The following is a 19,495-nucleotide window of genomic DNA, read 5'->3' on the forward strand; positions in this document are numbered from 1 at the left end:
TGCAAAAACATTAAAGAAGAATTATTAACCCCTAATTTTATAAATAATGAAGAAAGTAATTTATTTTTTGACCGTTGGTTTACTTTTAGGACTTTCGTCCTGTAGCAACGAAGACAATGTTTTAATTGATGGTGGTGCAAATGCAACAGCAAACAGCGCAAATGCATCTACAAGCAGAATCCTTGCTGATCCGGCAATAGGAACTACAACAACTCTTAATCTAACGAGTTCTTTACTGGCAAGCGGAATCAGTACAACTGGTGGTAAGTATTGGGAAAACACTTATGTATCTAACACAAAACTAAATGTAGATATATTTACGTTTTCGCACACAGCTACATCTGCGGGATACAACTACTGGGATGGTTTTATAGTATCTAACGTAAATGATATTAAAGATTACGGTTCTGGTGCTGCTCCGGGTGGATCAGATGGTTGGGTGCCTCACCAATGGGGAACTATGGCAGGAAGTGGTTTTAATACTTCTTCTACAATTGCACCGGGAACTCCGGGAACAACAGGAGATCCTTATATTGTAGCTTATTGGTCTAGTTATTTAGATCCTAAAAATCCACAAGGAACTACTTTTACTGAAGGTGGTTTTTCAAACTGGGTAAAAATAGGAAATACAGGAACATACCAAGTTAAAGGATTGAAAATTAATATGCATCCGTGGCCTTATTATGGTTGTTTAAATGGAGATGGTTTTGCTAAGAAATTTGTTTCTGGTGATCATTTCGAATTATTAATTTATGGTGTTGATGCAAGCGGAGTTATCTCTGCTCCAGTAACACATACATTAGCAAATCATACAGGAACTTCTCTTGTAATGCCAACAGGCTGGGTAGATGTAACGGCTCTTAAACTAGCTAGTTTGGGAGATGTTAAATATCTTATTTTCCAGATGGCTTCAACAGACTCAGATCCCATTTACGGAATCAATACTGCAGCATACTTTTGTTTAGACAAACTTTCGGTAAAACGAATAGACTAAAACAAATTGTTTGTAATACAAAAAAGAGCCATTCAAAAGATGGCTCTTTTTATTATCTAATTTTTCATATCTGTTTAAAATGACCCGTTTTTAAATAATACTACCCGTAATAAGCAAATCTCCTGGGCAATTTACATCCTTTAATTCAATGTAATTTCCTTGCGGGAAAATCAAATTCTTTAATGCAAATACAGAAACATCATTAAAACTTACATTGAGTTGCTTCGTTAATTTTGGCGGAATTTGTTCATTCAATTGAATATTGAATAATGCCTGCAAATCATTCCCACAACCACAAGGGCCACCACCCGAAAGATGCCCGCTAATTTTAACATCCTGATTAGTCATTTTAAATGAAATATTTTGTTCTCTGCCAGTACCCGATATGGTAAGAGGCATAGAAGCAGAAATATTTAAGGTATAATCAGATGAATGGTCTTTAGTACCAGACTCAGTACGGAACCAAATAATTGTTTTCCAGTATTCTGTAAAATGTTGCGTGCGCTGCTGATTAAAATCTAATTTTATATTTGTTCCATTAGGAGTTAAAGTCATTCCTGAAATTGGTTCAGAAATTATTCCTCCATCAACAGCATACTTGGATATTTCAACAACACCTCTAGGACTTGTATAGCTACTATCCAGAGCACTTAAATTTACTTCTGCAGTAAGCGCACCTTGATTAAACTTTCCCGACCATGCCTTCGACTTATTAGTATCTTTAGGATTAGTACCTTCTAATTGCCAACCCGATTTATCCAAACTTTGTGGCAACACACTCTCAAATAAAACTTTACTACTTACAATCATACTCACATCTGATCCCATTGGGATAGGTTCGGGTAAATCATTAAGAAATGTTTGACTACTTTCCGCAATTCTATCATTAGTCATAATGAAAAGCTGTAAAATTTGATTAGCAGAATTGCGTGTAATCAGCGTTTTAAATAAAAATTGGTTAGGTTTCATATCGCTAATTTTACCAATCTTACTTTTATCTAGTGAGCTAACAACAAAAACTACGGGATTCTGCGTAAAATAAGAAATGAGTTCCAAGTTGAATCTTGCTTTTTCATCATTTCCTTCAATATTAATGTTTTTGGGAACAAAAGTTCCCTGTGACATGTCCAGAATTACGCTTAACACATTCTCGCTTGCAATTGTACCTGATCCTACAATTCCTTTTGCCTCGCTTAACGGAATCTGTGCTTGAATAAGAGCCCCAGGATTAGATACTTCTGGTTCATCCCATTCTATAGGTTCTGATTTGTATTGTGATCCTTTCGTTATCTTTCCAGAATGGATGATGCATTCCATCTTTACATTGGATGGATTGTTGGGAAGAAAAGAGAGTTTAGGATATCCATATTCGGCTTCAAACTTTACCCAGGTTTTCACTTTAGATGTGGCATCATAATGATACTCTAATTTAATTTTTCCTCCGTATGATTTATCTTTTTTTAATTCATCATACTGTTTGTTAATAGTTTCCTGAATTTTGGTAAGCCCCATATTAAAAACAACATCCCAACCATTTGTAACCGTTTTTCCTTGCATTAATACCAGCATATCCTGCAAAGAAGGAGCGGAGGTAAGAGCATTACCAAGAAGTCCTTTTTTAACTCCCGATAACAATCTACCAGGTAGATCCTCTATTCTTGCCTCAAGTACAAACTCTAGTGTTACGGGTACAAATGCATCTTCTAACTCTATTCCTTTATTAATTTCTGTTTTAGGAAAACTAATATTCCACTTACAGAATGGCGTAATCGGGCTAACCTCTTTAGACCATGTATCGCCGCCGTCTGTAAAATTAGGTGTGTTAGTATCACATTTATATTCATAGATGCGTTCACGAGAAGGCGTTTTAAACATACGCGGAATCCTATTGGGAGCACGATCAAAAAACGGATTACCTTCATACGTTAATTTTAAAAGGTATTTACCACTTTTTGTTTTTACCGAAGTTCCAACGCTTGCCACTACAGACTTAACACGACAATTAATGTATTCGCTAAAATTCACATTATCAAGACCAATATCCAGAATATAAGCATTACCATTGATTAATTTACCTACAGGCACTTCTACCGTTATACGTATCGGACTAGTTACAGATTGATGAATAGAATTTAGCAAATTCAAAGCAGTTAAGGTATTCTGGCTTTGCTTAACAATTGTACCTTTAAAACTCAGCAAATCAAATGCTGTCATTAATGTAGGCGCTTGAAGATTCTCATATTGAAGTGCCTGATCTTGTAAAATCAGTGTTTTAGAAAGCATGCTCAACATACGATTTCGTAAGAATTGAAGTGAAGCAGTCATACCAATCAAATCAAGATTAAGCGGTTCTAGCGACGGAATATTACCCGGTTTTAGTTGGTCTTTTATTCCATCGAGTCTTTTTTGCTGCGCTTCGCTCAATACGTTTAATCTTTGCTGATTATAAATATCTTTGGCGAGTTGGTTTGCTGCATCTTTTGCGCTAAGTAAAGCTTTTCCGCGAAGGAGCAAAATTTGGAATGCATTTATCAAATCATTCTTTTCTTGTACAGGCGGTCCAGAATCGATTATAAGCTTCATATTAGCACTCATTTCATCCCATGCCAGATTCGATTCGATAGCAAACGAAGCATTTTTTAGTTCATTAAGAGCTTTCTCCGCATTTAGCAATTCCTCAACACCTTTAACCCCTGTTGTAAATACTTTATAGGATGCATTCAGAATATTAAGTAATTTCTGCATCTGTTGCACTTTAAGTCCTAATTCCTCTACAGCTTTGATTGATTTGGCTGGAATAGCAATAGATGTAGCTACGGAAAAAATAGTCGTCGCCATATCAAGACCAAATTGTATCGCTTGTCGAGTTTGCCAATCTCTTACAGCCTGCTTATAGTTTAGTACGGCAGTTTGCAAATCAGATTTTTGACTGTCAACATTTTTCTGAAACGTAGCAATTTTAGCTTCTAGACTTTTGAGTTCTTTTTCTTTCTGACTAATAATTTCTTTGTAATACGAACTCAAATCACGTTGCTGGTCGGCATTTGCCTGAATGAACTTTGTAAGCAATTTACCCGATTCAATTATATTCTCATTCAGCGATTTACCTACATCTATAATTAGTTCCTTTGTCTTTCTTGCCTCAATAATATCCTGATATTTTTGTATCTCAAGAGCAATACCGTCAGAATATTGTATAATAGTTTCTATATGTTTTTTGTATTCTTTAGCCGGTAATAGTGGTACATAAGCAGCATATTCGGGATTCATAGCATTTCGGACACTATCCATTGCTCGTACTCTCAAATCTAGCACATTTGCATTACTACTTACTTGAGGAAGAATACTGGTAATCCAACCCATCGTGTCTGCCACAAAGTTTAATGCATTTTTTTGATTCGTATCGTTAAAATCAGTACAACCTGCCATAATAGATTCGGCAAAAGAATAAGCAAAAGATAAATTTTCTTCCATGTCTGGAAATACATCACTTTCTTTAGGTTCCTTACGAACATCATCTGTAATTAGTACAAGAGATCTACCGTGTATTTTGGCTGTATCATGCATAAATTTTAGTCCGTCTACTATGGTAAAATGCTCCGTAAAATCGTCTTTTGTAACAACCATTCCGCCATAAAAAACTTTACTATTGAGGTTAAATGATTTATAACCGTCTTTACTTAGTTTGCAAACAACAACGCCTTTATCAGTTTCCATATTAGTACTTTGAGTAAGTATATTAATATAGTTTCCGGGAATGCTTATCGTGCCAATTTTTGAATATAGATATTGCGAACAAAGTATGAATTTTAATGCCTTATTACTGGCTATAAACTGCATTTCATCCAATGCTAGTTTGGCTTTATACGTATTTATGTCTTTTGTTACAATTGTACTAAGAAATCCCGGAATTTCGGAGTCAGGGATAACATTCTTAATATCATACGGGAAATATTTTTCGAAGTTAGGAACAACACGATCCGTAAATTTTTGGATTAACGCCCCTTTTAAGATACGCTTCATTACCAAACGGCGGTTATACTCTGCAAAAATGGACAAGGTTGTAAGTTTGAATCTTGTAACTGCGTTTTCTTTATAGTTAGCAAGATTTATTTTTCCATCTAAAAACGGTTCAAAAATACTATTGGTTTCTGACCATCTTTGATCATGCCAAAGATTCTTTTTGATGTCGCTTTCTAAGAGTTTGCTATTACCAAAACTAATGAGTTTACTATATTCCTTTACAAAACCAAAAGCTCCTGTAAGGGCATTTGTTGTAAAATAGCAAAAATTAACAGAGTCTTCATCTGTGTATTTATTTTTAGAAAAACTAGCCGAAACCTTCTTAAAGGAGTCTTTATTGTATGCAAACACCTGAAAAATAATATCTCCCACATTTACACCAGATACAAAATGAGTTCCCCATTCGTTAAAATGCTTCATGCAAATATTTGCCTGATTTAAAGTCGTTTCTGCAGGATTGTATTGTCCTTTTTCATCATCAGAAGCTCTTACTTTAATCAAACTTTTGCGAAAATCTTCCTCAATCTGATATTCTGTCGAAGGTAATAACGGATTAGGATGTAATATTGTTCCAGATTTATTGATAGGATGAAAAGCCGCAGCTGATAAGCGTTCTAGCTTAACAAGAGCATACGAGGTATCTGATGCTTTTAAATCTAAACCTAGATTCTCAGAAAGTTTTTTTAGTGCTTCATCGCGATCCTGATCACGCAATAACATAGTTCCCGCAGCGACTTCAGCATCTGGAGCACCATCATTAGGGTTATCAATTTGATATGGAAATAGAGCATTTAAAAGATTTTCTGCATCTTCGTGAATAGAAACTATTGGGTAATTCCATTCCAGTTTTTTATCGGGATTTATATCTATTTCTAGCTCTTTCAAAGCTTTTTTATCTTGCAGAAACAAGCCTTGATTATCTACAGACGAAGGATTCCAAGAAGGGTTATATCCAAAGATTAAATTAGTTGTGGTACCTAGTGTAATTTTACTTTTTATAATTGCCATAATACTATAATTGGGGTATTAGTAAATAATCGCGTGCCACATATAAATCAATAATTTATAAGTAGCCGCTTAGCTCAAAGTAAATAAAAAGGAAGTGTTTTTTTATAGGTAAAAATACCTGAATAATTTACCGATAAAATAGCATATATTTATAATCTGTATCCGTATATAAATTGTTTTCTGTATCTGTACCTGTTTTTATTTAGTACGTAGGTTTGTAGTAAACAAATCCTCCTTATGAATACTCAAACAAATAACGCTCAATATCTAGAATTTGGAACTGTAAATATCTCGCACCTTGGTAGCATATTAAATATATGTAATCGTGCAAAAGAAAGGACTAAAAACAATCCAAATCTGATACAAAATATAGACGAAAACAATATGAATCATTTTGGACTTCCGCTAAGTGTTGCTCATTACGGAAACCAAATGTTAGGCTACGGATTTGTAACAATTAATACTTCTGGAGAAACTGAATTTAATTATTATTTTGAAGAAAAAGAACATAATGCATCACAAATAAAAGATGGTTTAGAACTAGAAGCAAAAAAAGCATTTAAAGTTTTATTTAATGATAATGCTACCAAAGAAAATGCAGTACAAAATGCGATTGATAAACTAGCAAACTGGATTGATCAGTGCTAGTTTTTAGAACAAAATAATTAAGCTTTGTTTACACAAAAAAGCGAACCATGTAAGTTCATTTAAACGAAGTGTTTTAAAACTTATATTTTCTTAAATCACTTACATGGTTTAAAATGTTTTTTAATAAAATATTAGTCAATAAGGTTATATAACTTGTTAAGATAAAATTAAAGAAATGGCTAAAGAAGTCTTATATATAAAAATTGCCCACATAATTCAGGAACAGATTTTATCTGAAACGCTAAAAATAGGGGATAAGCTGCCTTCAATTCGTGCGCTACAAAAATTATATAACGTAAGTATCAATACTGTTAAGCAAGCATTTTTAGAATTAGAAAGTAAATCCTTGATAGAATCAAGACCTAAATCTGGCTTTTATGTAAGTAATACATCTAATAGAAGATTTTCGATTCCTTCGATGAATAAATTGAAAGTATCAGAAACCCAAAAAAGTCCTGATGACTTAATTACTAAGGTGTTTAATACTTTTGGTGATAAAAGCATTACCCAATTTTCTTTGGGAGTTCCGCATAAGAGTTTGCTTCCTATTGCGAAACTCAATAAAGGAATTATTAAAGCTACGCGAAATCTGGAGGAGAGTGGAACTGATTATAATTTGGTTCAGGGAAATTTAAACCTGAGGCGTAATCTCGCAAAATGGTCACTTGTATTAGAAGGTAAACTAACCGAAGATGATTTTGTAACTACTTCTGGAGCTATGAATGCTATTTACAGCTGCTTAATGGTCACAACCCAACGAGGAGATACCATCGCTATCGAAAGTCCCGTTTATTTTGGAATACTCCAAATTGCAAAGTCTATGGGACTTAATGTTATCGAGCTGCCTACACATCCCACAACTGGAGTAGATCTTGATGCTTTAAAAAAAGTAATCCCAAAGATTAAAGCATGTTGTTTTATGAGCAATTTCAGTAATCCATTAGGTAGCTTAATGCCTGATGAAAATAAAAAAGAATTGGTCGAATTGCTTACTTATCATAACATTCCGCTTATAGAAGATGATTTGTATGGTAATCTATTCTTTGGTGCCGCCAGACCAAAACCTTGTAAATATTATGATGAAGCCGGAATTGTAATGTGGTGCGGATCAGTATCTAAAACACTTGCACCAGGATATAGAGTAGGGTGGGTTGCTCCGGGACAGTTTAAAGAGAAAATAATCCGACAGAAATTAGTACAAACAATCTCTACGCCATCATTGTATCAGGAAGTAGTTGCCGATTTTATGGAATTTGGAAGATATGATCATCATTTGAGAAATTTCAGGCACACTTTGCATACAAATTGCTTGCATTTTCAGCGTGCTGTCGAAGATTATTTTCCAGAGAATACTAAGATTTCTCAACCACAAGGAGGATCTTTTCTTTGGCTTGAACTTGACAAAAATATTGATACCGCTTCATTATATGATATTGCAATAAAGCAAAAAATCAGTTTTGCACCAGGCAGAATTTTTACCCAACATGATCAATACAATAATTGCATGCGTCTTAATTTTGCTTTAGAGTGGAATGATAAACTCAATAGTGATATAAAACGACTTGGCACAATTGTAAAAAATGCTTTGTAATACTGTTACCCATCAAAACTCTGAACTGTCATTGTGACAGCTCGTTTTTATTAGCGTTAATTTTTAATCAAAACAACTATATATCAGTAATTTAAACAAAACTACTTAAACTAATAAGTTTAATATAAAAACAAATGAATCAAGATATAATTAACTCTCAATCAAGAATAAAAATAATAGATTACACAGATAAATTTAAAGAATCTATCAAAATTCTGAACTACGCTTGGCTAGAAAAATATTTTAGAATTGAAAAAACGGATGAAGTTTCACTCTCAAATCCAAAAGAAGAAATCATTGATAAAGGTGGTTTTATATACTACGCTACATTAGATAATGAAATTGTTGGGACAGCTTCACTTCTAAAAAAAAGCGATACTATTTTCGAATTAGGAAAAATGGCGGTCAGTGATAAAGCACAAGGTTATGGTATTGGCACATTATTATTGGAGCATTGCATTACAACTGCAAAGGATATGAAAATAGAAAAGCTAATTCTGTATTCTAACACAAAGTTAGAGTCAGCAATACATCTTTATCGCAAATATGGATTTGAAGAAATCCCATTGGAGCAGGGACTTTATGAACGAGCAAATATTAAAATGGAGAAGAAGCTACCTTAAGAGGAGGAACAAAGAAAAAAAGCAACAAAGGCTCAAAGGTTGAAAAAAAAGAAACAGACCAAGATTAATTTTAACCACAACATATCCCCAATCTTGTCTCCCTGACACAGGAAGGGTCTCCACAAGTAGTTCAAGAATAAAAGGAAAAATATTAGAATGGAGAAGGCACTAGTGCGTTTTTAACCGCAAAGTAAGCAATCCCGACGCATCGGGATACGTAAAGGTCACAAAAATTGAAGCGTTTAATCCTATCTGACTCAAAAGGAACGCAGATGACGCGGATTTACAAAAGTAAAGACGCGGATTAAAAACAGATTTTTAAAACAATAGATAAAAAATCCGTTTTTAATCCGTGTTTTCGCCTTAGCGAATCTGCTTTATCCGCGTTCCTCTATAGACAAACTTTTAAAAAGCTTCTCCGATTCGGAAATAAAGTCCCCAATCGCCTTTTCCAACAGCTGCATCCAAGCCAACATTAAATTTTTCGTGTTTAAATGCTCTGTAGCGATAACCAATTCCTGCACCAGGATATAAATTCCAATTAAAATCGGATGTATCAGAACCATAAATAGTTGCTACACCAGCAAAACCTACAAGCCCCATTTTTTTATTAAAGTTATAACGGTATTCCGCTTGTAAAGCCATTAGTCCGTCGCCACGGTATTTGCCTTCAGAATATCCTCTAATATCCTCACCGCCAATAGTTACTTGCTGCTCAAAAGAAATATTCCCTAAACCAAACTTACCCGAAAAACGAGCTGCTAGTACATCGGTTCCACTTCGCATAGGAAAGTATTTATTGTACTCTGAGAGAATTTTATTGGCACTAACATCATTACCAACCCACGTGGGATAACCAATCCAACGCAATTTTACTTTATCACCTTTGGTGGGATAATAAACAGCGTCACGAGTATCATACATCATATTTAGCTGCAAACCATTTGTTTGAGTAACAGAAGATGGTTGTATATCATCTTCATATTTTGTATCGTAATGCGCATACGAATAACCGATACCAGCATACAGCGATTTAACAACTTTTCGTTGAAGAGTCATAGCTACAACTGTTTTTTTAGTTGCATAATCGTAAAAATCTGGTGTGTCGATATCATCCACATAAAACTGGGCATTTTGATCACCCGTTACAAAAATAAATTGAGCTCGCCACTTGTCTTCGTTAAAATACCATTTATTAAAAGAGGCCACAAAATAGGATTTATTAGTCGTATAAACTGCAGATATACCCGATAGCGATTTAGGCGAAATAGTATCGGCTTTATTGAGTTTATACATCATCATAGGAATAGCACCAAACATAAAATCCAGCGTTCTATTATAATTAAGATAAGGCATTATATTAAAATCTATATTCTTTGGTTTTGCCTTTGTTGTAACTGAGCTATCAATTGGTTTTGTTTGAGATGAAGCACATAAACAAAATATAAACAGCATTATAGTAGGTAAGATTTTATGCATTTTGGATGTATTTTTAAGTTACTTTATAAACTATTTAATGTATTCCAGAAGGTATGCAAATGGGGTGTTTTTGGTATGAATAAATAAATTTACTCTTCATAAAACTTAAAGGTAAATTATTTTTTTAAAGCAGCAAAATCATCTCATGACAGATTCAAATATTTTAAATCACACTGATTTTCAAGACCCTAAAAATTCATTAGGTCTTTTGTTTAGAATCTGAAAAAAACTAGTACTAAATGCTTGTATACTTTTGTAACCCACAAGATAAGCAACCTGAGAAACTGTATATTTCCCAGTACTTAAAAACTCAATTCCTTTTATAATTCGCACCAATTGAATATACTTTGAAATCGTAATTGTTGTTTCTTTCTTAAATATTCGTTCTAAGGATCGCAAAGACATATTGTTGTTTTCGGCAATGGTACTTATATGTATATAATTTGCCATATTATCCAGAATAAAATTGCTTATTTGTAACAATCGCTCATCGTTTGGGATAACGATATTTAAAGTTATTGCACCTTTAAAAAAGCTAGGCAACTCTACAAAAATGGCATTCAGAAAAGCTTCCTCTTCAATCGAATATTCTTCTTTTTTACTCCATTTTACGCAATAAGATATCATCTCTCGAAGTACTGGAGGAACAGAAAAAATTCTTAGCTTATCATAAAAATTATCTTCCTCATTAATGGAATAAAAAATGGTTCTCAAATTTATATCTTCAGAAACTGCAGTTGTTCTGTGTGATAGGTTAGAGGGAATCCATGCAGCATGATTTTGAGGCAAGAGATAGATACGCCCAGCCACATGTAAATATTGAAAACCTTTCTCTACATAAACAAGTTGTGCCCTATTATGAGAATGCTCGTTGGAGTCATGTATCCAATTATCTTCAAACCAAACGTAGGCTTTTTTGGCAATACGATCTACTAATTCATGGTTCTTCATAATGCATTATATAATTTACTTTTGTCGTTTTAGATTAAATATATGGCAAATTTAATTATAATACGCATGGTAAATTTGCAGCAGAAAAAAATATTATGAATAAGCATAAAAAAGACTGGAAAAGTAAGACAGGGGTTTCTTTCGGAATCGTACTGCCATTTATCGGAATATTATTTGTTGCCTCCACATTGCGAGCGCCATTAACAGCACTAGGGCCTGTATTAACCGAGATTAGTAAATCACTAAATCTTTCAAATAGTGAGGCTGGATTCCTTACAACCATTCCATTAATGGCATTTGCATTCCTATCTATTCTTGTTGGGCAATTATCTAAAAAACTGAGTCTGGAGAAATTTCTACTTTTTTCGATTGCACTTTTAATCGCAGGATTATATATAAGAATAATGGGTACGGTAGTAACCCTATTTCTAGGATCTGCCATACTTGGTATTGCAATTTGCATAGGAAATGTTTTAGTGCCAGGATATATCAAGAAAACATTTCCTAATAAATCCGGAATGGTTATCGGTTTCTATTCTGTATCGATGAATCTTACAGCAGCTCTAGCATCTGGATTTAGTATAGCAATTGGTAAATTAAGCGGTCTTGGCTGGAAAGGCTCTTTAGGAATCTGGATTTGGATTGCTGTATTTTCTTTTTTAATATGGTTACCAATCGTATTAAAAAGAACAAAAAACATTGAAGAGACAGGAATAATAAAGAGCAATCTAAATATCTTTAAATCACCATTGGCATGGCAAATTAGTATATTCATGGGGCTTCAATCATTAATGTATTATTCTCTTGTAACCTGGCTTCCGATGTTGTTACAGGGTTTTGGTATGGTAAAAGAAGAAAGTGGATGGGTTTTGTCTTTTATGCAAATGGCGATGTTGCCTTTAACTTTTCTTGGGCCAATTATTGCATCTAAACTTACTAACCAGAAAAGCTTAATTTTTGTTGTTGCTGCAGGAATGTTTATTAGTGTTTTGCTTATACTATTCTTTCAATTACAATATATCTATACTGCAGTTATCCTTTTCGGAATATCTTCAGGATTATCTTTTAGTCTGTCAATGATGTTTTTTGTTCTTCGTACTGCAGATAGTCACACTGCTACAAGAATATCTGGTATGGCACAATCGGTAGGTTATTTATTGGCTGCATTTGGACCTCCTATATTTGGTAGTTTATATGAATACGGTGAGACATGGAATTTATCTTTATACTTTCTTTTAATAATGATAGTTATAATGTTTTTTGTAGGGCTTAAGGCGGCAAGAAACCATCTTATAAAGTAGTCTTAACCTACATACTTAAGTTTAAAACAGGCGTAATTGCCTGTTTTTTTTATGTATATAATCATCCTTATTTGTATGAATTTAACATTTTCAAAATAGGTATAAATACGGTATTGATATTTAAATTTTCGTTTTAAATTGTATTTAAATTAAAAATCCATAAACCAAATATTATTAGGGTAAGTAAAAAAGGAAAGTTCAACCCCCAAATTATTATGATAATGGACAAAATTAAATTGAATTTCATCAACAAATCTAATGACGCAAATAACAATAATGTCATTATTTTTCAACAAAATGTTGCTCAGGAATTTGAAAAAAGTGCTATTGCCTGGAAAGTAATAGAAAATAGTAGCAGACTAGACAACCATCCTTTTGCATTTTCAATGGGCTATGAAGTAGCTACTTGTGATTCATACGGCAATTTTACCCCAATGCTTTACACTTATGAAGGAACAGCGTATGAAATGGTCAAGGATAACGCTGGCAGTGTACTGAGAGTTGCATCAAAACCAGCTACTAATCTTAGCCAAATAGAAGTAAAAAACGCACTTCCGTCTGGAATAATCAACGCAAATTGCTACAGAAACAATAGATTAATTGCTACAAAAACAAACCTAGCTCCTGGAGAAAAAGCAGTTTTTGAATTTTACCCAAGACTTTTTATAGGTGTTGTTCCTGAAATAGAAGAAGGAGATGTATTAGACTCTGCAATAATCTCACAGATTAATTCACAAATAAATTTATTTGGTATAACTAGTGCAGACATTGTAATGACAGGTGGAGGACCTGGTAATCACTCGCCAGCATTCAATTTTAGTTTAGAAAACATAAATAAACAATGAATAGAGAAATAAAAACATTAGATTTTTTTCAGTACAAACCTTTTACTAAAGACTCCGCCAGTTTTTCTTTCCTAGCGAAATTAGCGTCGTTAAAAATAAGAGGACATAGGGAACAAATACAAAATGAAGCTATTGCTTATATTGACGGAATTGCCCCTTATGAATTGCAATATGTATCTAATCCAAGCGACTTACAAGGAAATATTAATAAATTCAAATCATTTTATAACATCTTAAATAAAGATAAAAATTTCACCCAAATAGTAGAACAAACCTGTGTGTTTTTTAATACTAATGTAAATGATTTTTTAATATATCTAAAAAGTGATTCTTATCTGGAAAATAAAGAAAAATTATGGGAATCTTATTTTGCTTTGATTATAGAAATGGGGTTTCAAAGTGAGAATCGTTCCGCTATAATAAAAGTATTAGGAATTTGTAATTTTCTTGAAGTAATCTTTAATCACCTGGATGATTCCCAATTAAGTACTACACTTAATACAAGTAAATTAGTATCTCTGTTTAATGCGAGTATCATTTTAGATAAAGATATATTCCCGCTCCCTTCTTCATCCTATATATCTTTCAATTAAACTATATAAAGAGTCGTCCTAAAAAGATGGCTTTTTTTATTGTGATAGTTCCTGTAAATAATTAAGCGTAAATCTATAAAACAGACATAGCGTAATATTAATAAATTATTAAATGACTAAACCACAAAATATTGATAAAGGTTTAATCTTACTTTTGTAAGGGTCTTCTTTAACGATTTAAAATTACAATATGAGTTCTAATTTAGTAATAAGGTTAAGAGAGGGAGATGATTCCTGCTTCAAAGAAATTTATGATCTATATCATTATAAAGTTTTTTGTTTTATAAAGAAATACACCTCGCAGCTTGCAGATTCTGAAGATGTGACTCAAAATGTATTTATTCACCTTTGGAAATATAGAACCAAATTGGACCCAAATGTAAGCTTAGAAGCTATTTTGTTTAAAAGTTCAAAACAAGAGATATCGAAATGGTATAAAAAACAAAACAGAATCTTTTCTGTAGAAAATGACCAGTTAATTAAAGAACTTGATAGCGCATCTGAAACGGAAGATGATATAAGTTCCAAGCTGGAAAAAATAGAATACCTCCTGAATAAAATCCCTCCAAAAAGAAGGAAAATCTTCAATCTACATAAATTTGAAGATCTTAGTTATAAAGAAATAGCCGTAGAGATGGATATGTCGCCAAGCGCGGTTGCTAACCAAATCTCAAAGACCTTACAATTTCTTAAAAAGAATTCAGTACATAATCATGAATTATACTGGTTTGCATTATTTTTTATAAGTCAGCCAAGCTTGATAAATTGATTGGTGGTTTTCAATTAACAATTTTTGATTTCAGAACTCTGAAACCTCAAAAAATTGGATAATCTTACTATCTGCAACACTAAATCTTCAATGGCTAATCTTCAATCTCAAATCTCTTAACTTAATGACATTACAGTAGCTCGTTACTCTCTCTTTTTTCTTTTTGGCTAAGCTATTTTTGGTTTATCACTTCAAAAAAAATCCTCCTCAAATGGTTACTTAGATTAAGAAAACGTTAATAGTAATATCGCCCCATGATATTTGCCCGACTAGGAATCTAATGTAATTGAATTGATAAAATTCATGTATAATTTTCAATAGTAAACTTAATTGTAATGAGATCTAAAAAATTAAAAGAAGAATGGAACGCAATACCTAATAGAGGTATTCTTCCTGACCAAATTGCATCCCGAATGTGGGATAACATTCAGAGCGTTACAATTAATAAATACAAAAGCTTTTATAATTGGGTTGCAGCAGCGTGTGCAGTAATAATTTTGTCTTTTATTGGATATCAGGTTTTTACTCCATCGCATAATGCTACAGTAGCAATTACTTCAACAAAAACATTTAACAAAGATATACGCCTGATAAGTTTACCTGATGGAACACGTGTATGGCTAAATCAAAATACTCTAATAGAATATCCTACAGAATTTGCTAAAAATGAAAGAGCAGTAAAATTAACTGGTGAAGCTTTCTTTGAAGTTAAGAGAGATGTATCACGACCTTTTGTAATTACATCGGGAGCTATAAAAACGACTGTTTTAGGTACATCATTTAATATTAGTTCTTATGCTAACAAAGAACCTCAAGTAAATGTAAGAACAGGTAAAGTAAAAGTAGAAAGTAAACAGAATTTAGTTTTCTTGGTAAAAGGGGATAAGGCTATTTATAATAATGCTGATGCAAAAATTGAAAAGCAAAAAACTACTTTGCTTGAGCCTGAGTGGAAAAAAGTTTTAATTTATGTAGATGGGTTAACTCTCGCACAAGTTATAGAGAAACTAAAACTTGACCATTCTTTTACGGTTGACTATCTAGAGGAAAATCTAAAAGACCTTAAAATACAGGGAACCCTCGATACTAGACAAGGGTTTTATGAAATGCTTCAAACTGTAGCGTTTGCTCTGGAAATTAAAATAAGAACAACCGGCAAAGACACCTATCTCATAAGTAGATAATCCGTTCTACAGTTTTTTTAAACAGACTTTGACAGAAAGAATACAGCAGTATTAAATCAATAAGAAAAATGATTTAATGACTAGCTGCTGGGAAGCTATTAAAATTTTATAAAAATATTAACCCTAAATATCATATTAAAATAAATACCAATAACAAACTAACAATTATCAATTATGAACAATGATTACTCCAGGCAATTTGCCTTTTGGATTTTGTTTTTCGGATTATTCTTCGGAACAAACATTATTTACTCACAAACCGGAACAGTTTCGGTTGATTTTAAAAACTCTACACCACAAAAAATTATTGATAATTTAAAATCCAGAACTCCATATCAATTTATTTATCAAAAAGATTTGGATCTAAGTTTACCTCTAGTTACACTAAAAAAAGAAAATGTTACAATTGATGAAATTTTAAATGATTTACAAAATCAGACAAATTTAAATTTCAGAAGAAATGAAAATAATATAGCTGTAAATAGTAAAGATTCGGGCAAAAAAAAAAAGAAGGGCAAAATCGTAGGTAAAGTTGTCGATGCAAACGGACTTTCATTGCCCGGAGTAAATATAAAAGTAACCCAACTGAGTTTGGGAGCACAATCGGATATTGATGGTAATTATGTTTTAGAATTAGAGCCTGGCGAATATACTATTGAGATTAGCGCCATTTCGTTTCAAACACAAAAAATTACAGGCATAAAAGTGCTTGAAGGTGGTGAAACACCATTAGTGGTTTCATTAAAAGAAGATGCGCAATCGCTTAATGAAGTAATTATTATTCAGAATTATAAACAAGCAACAGCATCTGTTCAGGGCATGCTAATACAGCAAAAAAAAGCAGCACAATTCTCTGATGGAATTTCAGCAGAACAAATCGCAAGAACACCGGACAAAGATGTGGGTAGTGCGCTTAAGCGTATCACAGGCGTAACAACAATTGATAATAAATATGTTGTAGTTCGTTCTATGGGAGAACGTTGGAACCAAGCTGTTATGGACGGAATCACGTTACCAAGTACAGATGCATACCAACAAAACTTCTCTTTTGATATTATCCCGACTGCTATGGTAGAAAGTATAGTAGTTAGTAAGTCGGCAACGCCAGATATGTACGCTAATTTTGCAGGAGGATATGTTGAGATAAAAACAAAGGATATTCCTAAAGAAGATTTTACAAGTTTTTCGGTAAGTACCTCGTATAACAGTCGAAGCGCTTTTAAAGAAAGACTTACCAAACAAGAAGGAGCTTATGATTATTTGGGTTTTGATGACGGAAGACGTGATTATCCTAATATGTTACCTCTAGAGCCACCAACTAGTGAAGCAACCTCCGGCCCATTTATAGAACAGTCTAAAAAGTTTACCGAGGATAATTTTTCTACCTATAAAACGTATGGTGCACCAGGAACTACATTACAATTTGCATTGGGGCGATCATATAATTTAAAAAATAACAATAAATGGGGATTTGTGGGATCCATACTTTTCAAGAATACACAAGAAAAAATAGACATCGAACATACACAAAGAGGAAGATTTATTGAAAACTCAAGATTTGCACAAGAAGGAGAAGGAGGAAGAGCATATTCGATTTTTGAAAAATATGGATTTAATAACTCAGGTGCAAATTATAATTATAATTCTACTTTGGGAGGAATGTTTAATGCTGCTATTCAGCTAGGTAAACATAAAATTACTACTCGTAACACCGCAATGCATATCTATAACAATCAATTGACTCAAATTACGGGTTGGGAAAAAGGGAATACTATTACCGGAATTATAGACGGTAGTGATCTTCCAACAACAATTGAAACTAATTATCCTATTTATACAACTTTTATTCAAAATAAAATTGAGGGAAATCATCGTTTTGATCAACTTGAGATTAATTGGTATACTAGTTATAGTAATATCACAAAAGACACAAAAGATGCTACTTTTCTACAAACCTCATATAAAAAAGTAGGAGACGATGTATTAGCTTATAATACAGTCTACAACAGCGGAAATAGATTACCATTTAGCAGGGACAATTATTCCAATGATGAAACGGATTATAACTGGGCTATTAATTTAGATTATTCTTTTGATCTGGGCGAGATAAGCAAAAATGATATTAAAGCAGGTTATTTCGGAACATATAAAACAGCTACAAATCAGCAAAGATCGGCTAAACTTATAACTGTTGGACAAAAGAGTGAAACAGCTGAAATTTATATGCCGCTTTCAGAATTTTTGAATGGTTCGCAATATTATTATGGTGGTTTTGGCTGGGATGATTACGGAAAATATGGAGATAAATATGAAGGAGATGTAAAAGTACATTCCCCTTTTTTAATGCTTGATAATAAAATTGGTCGTTTTGTAAGACTCGTTTGGGGAGCAAGAGCCGAAAGTTATATTTATAGCGAAACATCGAATCAGTTTGAAGGTTCTGGCGTTTTTTCATTCATAAAAGAAGACAAAAAGTGGCAATTTTTACCATCCGCTAGTTTAACAATTAGTCCAACCAATAAAATGAATGTTAGAGTTGGATATAATAGATCTGTATTACGTCCTCAATTTTCGGAACGAGTAGGTACTCCGTATTATGATCCCATTCGTAACGCCAAAATTCTAAACTGGTCTGGAGGAATGATTTCTAGTGTATCTAATAATTATGATTTAAAATTAGAATGGTTTCCATCAGGTGGTGAAATTTTGTCTTTTGGAGTTTATCATAAAGACATTAAGGATCCTATAGAAGCTATTGGTACTGTAAACGGAAACTCAGGTATTATTTATAATCTTAATTCTTATAACGCCAAACTGTGGGGGATAGAAGCGGAATTTTATAAAAATCTTACTTTTTTAGGAGAAGGACCAATTTTAGAAAAATTATTCGTTTCAGGAAATGTTTCTATTAATGATACAAAAGTAACATCATACGTACGTATAGATGGTGAGGGTGGACTTTATGAGGCTAACAGACCACTTTACGGACAATCACCTTATACCTATAATTTAGGATTAGACTATATAGGAGACCGCATGGGATTTAGTGTGAGGCAAAATGGAATTGGTGACCAATATATTTTGGTAGGATTTGAATATTCCAGAGAAGAAATCAGAATGCCTTATGCTGTAACTGATGCTCAGGTAAGTTATAAGTTTTTTAAAGAAAAAAATCTGGAATTAAAATGCAGTATAAAAAACATGTTTGATGCTGGTATTCAAACCTATAATAATGCTAATAGCTATTCACATCTTGAAGATTTTTCGATGGGGAGTAATCCTAGAAGCCAATTTTCATTAGGAGCCAATGCTAGTAAAAAATATGATGAAGACATAGATCAGGTTATGTTTAAAGCTTGGAGCGGTAGAACTATAAGTGTATCAGTTAATTATTCGTTTTAAGTGAGATTTTTATCAAAAAACTAAGGAAAGATATTTTGCTGCTCTTTCTAAGGTTTCTTCTTAAGAGCGGCAAATATCTAATAA

The 19,495-nt window shown here is 33.0% G+C and carries 13 protein-coding genes; 10 read left to right on the top strand and 3 right to left on the bottom strand.

Annotated elements, in window-relative coordinates; genetic code table 11:
• The first annotated feature begins 46 nt into the window (after positions 1-46).
• Positions 47-994 (top strand): DUF4465 domain-containing protein, encoded by a 948-nt coding sequence (locus B8T70_RS06100; RefSeq protein WP_086894268.1) that lies wholly within the window; start codon positions 47-49, stop codon positions 992-994.
• A 90-nt stretch (positions 995-1,084) separates the two neighbouring features.
• Here B8T70_RS06100 and B8T70_RS06105 read toward each other — a convergent pair whose 3' ends face one another.
• Entirely contained in the window at positions 1,085-6,025 is a 4,941-nt protein-coding gene (locus B8T70_RS06105; RefSeq protein ID WP_086894269.1) for a hypothetical protein, read from the bottom strand.
• Between the two features lie 237 nt (positions 6,026-6,262).
• On the opposite strand from B8T70_RS06105, the gene B8T70_RS06110 reads away from it, so the two are divergent.
• The 3 genes from B8T70_RS06110 to B8T70_RS06120 all read left to right on the top strand — a co-directional run bounded on the left by B8T70_RS06110 (position 6,263) and on the right by B8T70_RS06120 (position 8,887).
• Positions 6,263-6,673 carry a hypothetical protein gene (locus B8T70_RS06110; protein ID WP_086894270.1) on the top strand — a complete coding sequence of 137 codons (411 nt, stop codon included), beginning with the start codon at positions 6,263-6,265 and terminating at the stop codon, positions 6,671-6,673.
• 175 nt (positions 6,674-6,848) lie between these two features.
• Positions 6,849-8,264, top strand: coding sequence for a PLP-dependent aminotransferase family protein (locus B8T70_RS06115; RefSeq protein ID WP_086894271.1), 1,416 nt, complete (start codon positions 6,849-6,851; stop codon positions 8,262-8,264).
• A gap of 134 nt (positions 8,265-8,398) precedes the next feature.
• The gene (locus B8T70_RS06120) at positions 8,399-8,887 is read left to right on the top strand and encodes a GNAT family N-acetyltransferase (RefSeq protein ID WP_086894272.1); all 489 of its coding nucleotides are present in this window, start codon (positions 8,399-8,401) and stop codon (positions 8,885-8,887) included.
• A gap of 405 nt (positions 8,888-9,292) precedes the next feature.
• Here the strand turns inward: B8T70_RS06120 and B8T70_RS06125 are convergent, their stop codons facing one another.
• Both B8T70_RS06125 and B8T70_RS06130 read right to left on the bottom strand, forming a co-directional pair.
• Positions 9,293-10,366: a BamA/TamA family outer membrane protein gene (locus B8T70_RS06125; RefSeq protein WP_086894273.1), complete on the bottom strand. Its 1,074-nt coding sequence runs from the start codon at positions 10,364-10,366 to the stop codon at positions 9,293-9,295.
• A 180-nt stretch (positions 10,367-10,546) separates the two neighbouring features.
• Entirely contained in the window at positions 10,547-11,317 is a 771-nt protein-coding gene (locus B8T70_RS06130; protein ID WP_086894274.1) for an AraC family transcriptional regulator, read from the bottom strand.
• Between the two features lie 95 nt (positions 11,318-11,412).
• Here B8T70_RS06130 and B8T70_RS06135 point away from each other — a divergent pair, with 95 nt between their 5' ends.
• From B8T70_RS06135 to B8T70_RS06160, 6 genes are all read left to right on the top strand, one after another.
• Entirely contained in the window at positions 11,413-12,618 is a 1,206-nt protein-coding gene (locus B8T70_RS06135) for an MFS transporter (protein ID WP_086894275.1), read from the top strand.
• A gap of 221 nt (positions 12,619-12,839) precedes the next feature.
• Positions 12,840-13,463: a hypothetical protein gene (locus tag B8T70_RS06140; RefSeq protein WP_039119756.1), complete on the top strand. Its 624-nt coding sequence runs from the start codon at positions 12,840-12,842 to the stop codon at positions 13,461-13,463.
• Positions 13,460-14,056 carry a hypothetical protein gene (locus B8T70_RS06145; protein WP_086894276.1) on the top strand — a complete coding sequence of 199 codons (597 nt, stop codon included), beginning with the start codon at positions 13,460-13,462 and terminating at the stop codon, positions 14,054-14,056. Before B8T70_RS06140 ends, B8T70_RS06145 begins: the two co-directional genes overlap by 4 nt.
• A 190-nt stretch (positions 14,057-14,246) precedes the next feature.
• On the top strand, positions 14,247-14,825 hold the full coding sequence (locus B8T70_RS06150) for an RNA polymerase sigma factor (protein ID WP_039119752.1): 579 nt from the start codon (positions 14,247-14,249) through the stop codon (positions 14,823-14,825).
• A 335-nt stretch (positions 14,826-15,160) separates the two neighbouring features.
• Positions 15,161-16,009, top strand: a complete 849-nt coding sequence (locus B8T70_RS06155; RefSeq protein ID WP_086894277.1) for a FecR family protein — start codon at positions 15,161-15,163, stop codon at positions 16,007-16,009.
• A 174-nt stretch (positions 16,010-16,183) separates the two neighbouring features.
• Positions 16,184-19,411, top strand: coding sequence for a TonB-dependent receptor (locus tag B8T70_RS06160; RefSeq protein ID WP_086894278.1), 3,228 nt, complete (start codon positions 16,184-16,186; stop codon positions 19,409-19,411).
• The last annotated feature ends 84 nt before the right edge of the window (positions 19,412-19,495 follow it).

Origin of the sequence: Flavobacterium sp. AJR, from assembly GCF_002156885.1 — a bacterium.
Taxonomy (GTDB): domain Bacteria; phylum Bacteroidota; class Bacteroidia; order Flavobacteriales; family Flavobacteriaceae; genus Flavobacterium.